Raw genomic sequence first — 6,124 nt, 5'->3', positions numbered from 1 at the left:
AACAAGAACCCCACGGAAAATGTGGGGTTCGTCAGCAATCTGAAAGGCCTCCGTAAGGAGGCCTTTGCAGTAACGCTTATTTCATCAAACTGTATGTAGGGTACAGCGGGCGTCGTTATATAAGGTGCCACTGCCTGCGTGACGGTAGTTTTCTGACGCTGATGAAATCTTGTTGTTTGCTGCTTTTTCCCGCTCAAGGGCTGGACTGCAAAGCCGCCAACAAATTGTGGCGACATCCTAGCAGCCGCGAGAAGGGAAAAATATCTGCTGGCGCACAATTTTGCATAAAAGCCGCAGCGGGATGCCTTTACCCTAGGCTGTAATGGGTTAACCGCGTCGATTACCGATAATAACGCAGCGGTTTTTGTTGGAAATGACGCCATATCCACACCGCCGCGACGGCCAGCAACAGCCAGGGCAGCACTTTGATGGCCATCACGAACAGCCCGCCGATCAGCATAAAAAAGGCGGCGACAAACAGAGCGGCGATAACCCCCAGCAATGACACTCCGGTCGCCATCAGCATGATAAAAAAACCAATAACGAAGAAAATTTCCAACATGGTGCGCTCCTGTTGCGGCTGAATGTGCTGTGCACGGGATTAATCCTGATGTATCGGCAACGGTGGCGTGATTGTCGTCGGTTGCCGCATCAAGGTTATGCCATAAGGTATAACAAGAATCGTGCCAGGTTGTGTTGCTGATAACTCACTGATTTATCAGCAGCAGATAAAGAAGGATGTGTTTGGTGTTAGTCAAAAAGACTAACTATTGGTCTTTTCAGCGTGTGGAATGGTTAACCAGCGCCAGCGCTTGCTCAACCACGGCGGCATCCGCCCCCGGTTTGTGCGCGTTTTCACTCAGGTAGCGCCGCCACTGGCGCGCGCCGGTCACACCCTGAAACAGGCCCAGCATATGGCGGGTGATATGGCCCAGCGCTGCGCCTTGGGATAATTCGCGCTCGATATAGGGATACATGGCCTGGACCGCCGCGACCAGATCCGGGCCGGCGGCCGGCGCGCCGAACAGTTCAGCATCCACCTGCGCCAGGAGGCCGGGGTTGTGGTAGGCTTCGCGCCCCATCATCACGCCGTCCAGATGTTGCAGGTGGATTTTGGCTTCTTCCAGCGTTTTGACGCCGCCGTTAATGGCGATAGTCAGCGCGGGAAAGTCGCGTTTCAGTTGATAAACCCGCGGGTAATCCAACGGCGGAATTTCGCGGTTCTCTTTCGGGCTCAGGCCGGAGAGCCAGGCTTTGCGCGCATGCACGATAAAGGTGTCGCAGCCGCCGCGTTCGGCGACGGTGTGGATAAAGTCGCACAGAAATTCATAGCTGTCGCGATCGTCAATGCCGATGCGGGTTTTCACCGTCACCGGGATGGCGACCCGATCTTTCATCGCCTTGACGCAGTCCGCCACCAGCGCGGCTTCCCCCATCAGACAGGCGCCGAAACGGCCGTTTTGCACCCGATCGGACGGACAGCCGACATTCAGGTTCACCTCGTCATAGCCGCGCTGTTCCGCCAGTTGCGCGCAGTGCGCCAGCGCCTCGGGAGCGCTGCCCCCCAGCTGCAGCGCCAGCGGATGCTCTTCCTCGCTGTAGGCCAGATAATCCCCTTTGCCGTGAATAATGGCGCCGGTGGTGACCATTTCGGTATACAGCAGAGCGTTGCGGGTCAACTGACGCAGAAAATAACGGCAGTGGCGATCCGTCCAGTCGAGCATCGGCGCGACGGAGAAGCGGTGAGGGGGGTATTTCTGCGGGTTATCAGTGTTTATGCTTGTTTTTACTGATTTTTCCGTGGCTATATTTTCGTGCATTTTTATCATTTTGGCGTATTGACGCTTTGTCAGCCCCCATATTTATGGGGACCTGAAAAGCGAAAAAATTAATATGGCATACTATAGCATAGAGATGGGTTAGCGCGCCGATGGCACCGTTGTACTGTCGGCGTGAAAGAAAAGGGTAAGTACGTTTACCGTGAAAATAAAAGATTCGGCAAACAGATAAAAGAAATTTTAGTGCATTCTGTAATTACATGAAGGCCAGCGTAGTGGCCTCGTATCATGCCGCAACAAGTTTGCGCAAGGTTGACGTGTCAACGGTCTGCTGAGCTATCCAAAGACTGTAATTGTCCTGAAGGTTTAGCCAAAACTTCGCCGAACTACCCAGAACGGTGGATAGCTTCACTGCCATTTCGGGACTGATAGCGGCATTGCCCGCAACAAGACGTTGCACGGTAGAAGGCGCTACACCGAGCGCCCTGGCTAGTTCTCTGATGCCTACGCCCAATTCTTCTAGGGTTTCGGCAATGATTTCCCCCGGATGCGGGGGATTATGCATAGTCATCAGTGGTAATCCTCATAATTAACGATATAGGCATTCCCATCGATAAATTCAAATGTAATGCGCCAGTTCCCTGTAACTGTTATGGACCATTGCCCTTTTTTGTCCCCGGTTAACGGGTGGAGACTGTAGCCAGGGCGGTCAATATCCTTTATCTCTTCCGCTGCATCAATGACCGCGAGACGAAGCCTGATTTTCCCCGCCTGTTTTGCGTCTATTCCTGAAGTGGAGCCTTTTTCGAAGAACTGACGCAACCCTTTGTGCTTGAAACTTTTAATCATTAATAGCTTTCCTGCTCCCGCGCCTGCGAAACATTATATCGGTTGTTGCGTGATGCGCAACGCTTGTTTATATATTAATTAACATGGAGCAGTAGGCTTGCCGCATTACGGCTAAGGCCGCAACACCTGCCGCAGGCGCTCGGGCACGCTTTGCGCATACCGTTTCAGCTCGGCGATAAAGGTATCCACCAGCGCCGATGCTGGGCGGTGCAGCGGGCGAATCAGGCTGACGGTAAAGGGCACCTCGATACTGAACGCGCGCACCACCACACCTGAGGCGGCGTAGTCCAGCGCGGTCAGCGGATTGACGATGGAGACGCCGGCGCCGGCGCGCACCATGGCGCACACCGACGCCGCGCTGTGGGTTTCCAGTACCATTTGACGAGCGACGCCTTCCTCCTGAAACAACTTATCCAACAATTGACGATAGCTATCGGCGCTCGACAGGCTGATAAAAGGTTCCGCGGCGAAATCGGTTGGGGTGAGCACATTTTTAGCCGCCAGAGGATGGCGGGCCGGCAGGACGCACACTTCATTAAGCATCATCAGGGTCTGACGTTCGGTCCCGGCCGGGGTAACGCTGTTTTCGGTCAGCCCCAGATCGTGGCGCTGGGCGGAGAGCCACTCCTCCAGCAGCGGCGACTCCTGCGGGATGATGTGCAGATTAAGCGACGGATAGCGGCTAAGCAGCGGTTTACAGACTTCCGGCAGCAGCGATTGGGAAAATACCGGCAGACAGGCGACCGATAGCTGCGCCTGCTGAAAACGGCGGATATCGCCCGCGGCGTTGATAATCCGCTCCAGCCCGTAATAGGAGCGCTGCACTTCCTCAAATAGCTGTAGACCCTGCGCGGTGGGATAAAGCCGTCCGCGCTGGCGTTCGAACAGCGTCATCTGAATCAGTTTTTCAAACCGCGCCAGTTCGCGGCTCACCGTCGGCTGCGAGGTGTTCAGCAGCGCGGCGGCCTCCGTCAGATTGCCGGTGGTCATTACCGCATGGAAAATCTCGATATGTCTCAGTGATACGGCCGCCATCGTGGATCCTGTTTGGGTAACCTGGTATATCAAAAATGAATAGAGTAACCATATATGGATATTTTATTACCAAACGGGCCATCGGCATAATACAAACATTCGCTAAATGGTCATTTTTTGCTTCAGGTAAACGTTATGCCGCACGATTTGAATGACGCCACGCACGCGCTCAACGCGCAAAGCCTGCGCGAACTGCCGGCGCGCTTCGGCTGCCCGGTGTGGGCGTATGATGCGCAAACCATCATCGAGCGTATCGCCAGGCTGCGCCGCTTCGATACCATTCGCTTTGCGCAGAAGGCCTGTTCCAATACGCATATTTTGCGCCTGATGCGTCAGCAGGGCGTCAAGGTGGATTCGGTATCGCTGGGGGAGATTGAGCGCGCGCTGGTGGCGGGTTTTGTGCCGGGCACCGACGATCATGAGATCGTCTTTACCGCCGACCTGCTGGATCGTCCGACATTACAGCGGGTGACGGAGCTGAAGATCCCGGTCAACGCGGGGTCGGTGGATATGCTGGAACAGCTGGGCCGCGAGTCGCCGGGGCATGCGGTGTGGCTGCGGGTCAACCCCGGTTTCGGCCACGGCCATAGCCAGAAAACCAATACCGGCGGCGAGAACAGCAAGCACGGCATCTGGTACGGCGATCTGCCGCAGGCGCTGGCGCAGATCCGGCGTTACCAGCTGAAGCTGGTGGGCATACATATGCATATCGGTTCCGGGGTGGATTACGGCCATCTGGAACAGGTGTGCGACGCCATGGTGCGTCAGGTGATCGCGCTGGGCCACGATATTGAGGCGATCTCGGCCGGCGGCGGCTTATCCATTCCCTACCGCGACGGCGAAGAATCCATTAATACCGAACATTACTACGGGCTGTGGAATGCCGCCCGCGAGAAAATCGCCGCCCATCTGGGGCATCCGGTGACGCTGGAAATCGAGCCGGGACGCTTTCTGGTGGCCGAATCCGGCGTGCTGGTGGCGGAAGTGCGCGCGGTGAAGGATATGGGCGGCCGTCACTTTGTGCTGGTGGACGCCGGTTTCAACGACCTGATGCGTCCGGCGATGTACGGCAGCTATCACCATATATCCCTGCTGCCGGGGGACGGCCGCGATATCGGTCAGGCGCCGCTGCGCGACAGCGTGATTGCCGGGCCGCTGTGCGAATCCGGCGATGTCTTTACCCAGCAGGCGGGAGGCGGCGTGGAAACCATCGCGCTGCCGCAGGCGCAGGTGGGGGATTATCTGGTGTTCCACGATACCGGCGCTTACGGGGCGTCCATGTCCTCCAACTACAATAGCCGTCCGCTGCTGCCGGAAGTGTTGTTCGAACAGGGAAAACCGCGGCTGATCCGCCGCCGCCAGACGCTGGAAGAACTGCTGGCGCTGGAATTGGTTTAAAAACGCTTTGCCCTCAACCGGGGAGTGTTTGACACTCCTCGTACTATTGGATACCGTGCTGAAATGATTGCCAACCACCCCGATCGCGACCAGATTCGCCTGGAAAATGTGCTTACCGCGCTAGGTAACCCGCTACGCCTCGCCGTACTGCGGGTGCTGGCCGACGGCGGCGAATACTCCTGCGGCTCGGTGCTGCAGGGTATCTCTAAGTCAACCCTGACTCACCACTGGCGGGTGCTGCGCGACAGCGGCGTGATCTGGCAGCGTCCCTACGGGCGCGAGAATCTGCTGTCGCTGCGCCGCGAGGATCTGGACGCGCGCTTTCCCGGCCTGCTCGATGCCCTGCTGGGCGCGGTCGAGTACGATCCCGCCACCGCCGAAGCGACGGCGAAAAACCCGCCGCCATCCCAGACCTACGACCCTCGGTAACCCAGCATATTTATTTGACGTCAACATCCCTAATATAGCGCGCTTGCAGCCGCGGTCCGTCAGCCAGGGCGGGCGAACATTTCACGCCGCAGCAGCACAATCTCTTCCGCCAGATCGTGGCATAGCATGGCGGTCATCAGATGATCCTGCGCATGAACCATAATCAGGTTAACCGGTACTTTTCCTTCCCCCTCATCCAGCCCGATAAGCTGCGTCTGAACGCGGTGCGCCGCCCGGGCCGCTTCCCGCGAGGCGGCGAGTAAATCATCCGCCTGCCGCCAATCCCGCTGGCGGGAGGCCTGGATGGCCATCATGGCATTTGAACGCGCCTCGCCGGCGTTAATCAGCAGTTCCATGACCGTTTGCTCCATGTCAATCATCCACGCTTTCCCGCTGTCCTGGGTCATGAAAACCTCCTCATGGTGTGCGGTAATATTTTAGTGGTATGCCAAAAATCATATTTGGCAGCATATTGGAATTCTAATATTGCCTTGTGAGAATGATGTCACAGAAAATAATTTCGTTATGAACGATTTTTGGTATGCCAAACGCCAAAGCGCCGTACTTGAATTGACTCTGTGCGTAACGGCCATCTGCGGGTTTTTCAAACTCGACATAAAAACACGACGATTAAA

General features: G+C 56.4%; 8 protein-coding genes. 2 read left to right on the top strand and 6 right to left on the bottom strand.

Annotation, left to right across the window (positions count from 1 at the left end; translation table 11 throughout):
* Window positions 1-340 precede the first annotated feature (340 nt).
* The 5 genes from pspG to DDT56_RS15135 all read right to left on the bottom strand — a co-directional run bounded on the left by pspG (window position 341) and on the right by DDT56_RS15135 (window position 3,662).
* Window positions 341-562 carry an envelope stress response protein PspG gene (pspG, locus tag DDT56_RS15160; protein ID WP_136167267.1) on the bottom strand — a complete coding sequence of 74 codons (222 nt, stop codon included), beginning with the start codon at window positions 560-562 and terminating at the stop codon, window positions 341-343.
* A 217-nt stretch (window positions 563-779) separates the two neighbouring features.
* Window positions 780-1,820, bottom strand: coding sequence for a tRNA dihydrouridine(20/20a) synthase DusA (gene dusA / locus DDT56_RS15155; RefSeq protein ID WP_136167266.1), 1,041 nt, complete (start codon window positions 1,818-1,820; stop codon window positions 780-782).
* A gap of 244 nt (window positions 1,821-2,064) precedes the next feature.
* A complete protein-coding gene (locus DDT56_RS15145) occupies window positions 2,065-2,349 on the bottom strand; it encodes a HigA family addiction module antitoxin (protein WP_136167265.1) in 285 nt (94 codons plus the stop codon).
* Window positions 2,349-2,627, bottom strand: coding sequence for a type II toxin-antitoxin system RelE/ParE family toxin (locus tag DDT56_RS15140; protein WP_136167264.1), 279 nt, complete (start codon window positions 2,625-2,627; stop codon window positions 2,349-2,351). Before DDT56_RS15140 ends, DDT56_RS15145 begins: the two co-directional genes overlap by 1 nt.
* 111 nt (window positions 2,628-2,738) lie before the next feature.
* Window positions 2,739-3,662, bottom strand: coding sequence for a LysR family transcriptional regulator (locus DDT56_RS15135; RefSeq protein WP_136167263.1), 924 nt, complete (start codon window positions 3,660-3,662; stop codon window positions 2,739-2,741).
* Window positions 3,663-3,797: 135 nt separating this feature from the next.
* Between DDT56_RS15135 and lysA the strand changes: the two genes are divergently transcribed.
* Both lysA and DDT56_RS15125 read left to right on the top strand, forming a co-directional pair.
* Entirely contained in the window at window positions 3,798-5,060 is a 1,263-nt protein-coding gene (gene lysA, locus DDT56_RS15130) for a diaminopimelate decarboxylase (RefSeq protein ID WP_136167262.1), read from the top strand.
* 63 nt (window positions 5,061-5,123) lie between these two features.
* On the top strand, window positions 5,124-5,489 hold the full coding sequence (locus DDT56_RS15125) for an ArsR/SmtB family transcription factor (RefSeq protein WP_136167261.1): 366 nt from the start codon (window positions 5,124-5,126) through the stop codon (window positions 5,487-5,489).
* 59 nt (window positions 5,490-5,548) lie between these two features.
* Here the strand turns inward: DDT56_RS15125 and DDT56_RS15120 are convergent, their stop codons facing one another.
* Window positions 5,549-5,896, bottom strand: a complete 348-nt coding sequence (locus DDT56_RS15120; protein WP_246856790.1) for a PTS lactose/cellobiose transporter subunit IIA — start codon at window positions 5,894-5,896, stop codon at window positions 5,549-5,551.
* Between the last annotated feature and the right edge of the window lie 228 nt (window positions 5,897-6,124).

The organism is Brenneria corticis (assembly GCF_003115855.1).
GTDB classification, from domain to species: Bacteria; Pseudomonadota; Gammaproteobacteria; order Enterobacterales; family Enterobacteriaceae; genus Brenneria; species Brenneria corticis.
The sequence above is the reverse complement of the archived record's forward strand: the minus strand, read 5'-3'. Positions and strand labels throughout refer to the sequence as shown.

Excerpts from the sequence above, each read along its gene's own strand:
- pspG (WP_136167267.1), bottom strand. The coding sequence starts at position 562 with ATGTTGGAAATTTTCTTCGTTATTGGTTTTTTTATCATGCTGATGGCG.
- dusA (WP_136167266.1), bottom strand. The coding sequence starts at position 1,820 with ATGCACGAAAATATAGCCACGGAAAAATCAGTAAAAACAAGCATAAAC.
- DDT56_RS15145 (WP_136167265.1), bottom strand. The coding sequence starts at position 2,349 with ATGACTATGCATAATCCCCCGCATCCGGGGGAAATCATTGCCGAAACC.
- DDT56_RS15140 (WP_136167264.1), bottom strand. The coding sequence starts at position 2,627 with ATGATTAAAAGTTTCAAGCACAAAGGGTTGCGTCAGTTCTTCGAAAAA.
- DDT56_RS15135 (WP_136167263.1), bottom strand. The coding sequence starts at position 3,662 with ATGGCGGCCGTATCACTGAGACATATCGAGATTTTCCATGCGGTAATG.
- lysA (WP_136167262.1), top strand. The coding sequence starts at position 3,798 with ATGCCGCACGATTTGAATGACGCCACGCACGCGCTCAACGCGCAAAGC.
- DDT56_RS15125 (WP_136167261.1), top strand. The coding sequence starts at position 5,124 with ATGATTGCCAACCACCCCGATCGCGACCAGATTCGCCTGGAAAATGTG.
- DDT56_RS15120 (WP_246856790.1), bottom strand. The coding sequence starts at position 5,896 with ATGACCCAGGACAGCGGGAAAGCGTGGATGATTGACATGGAGCAAACG.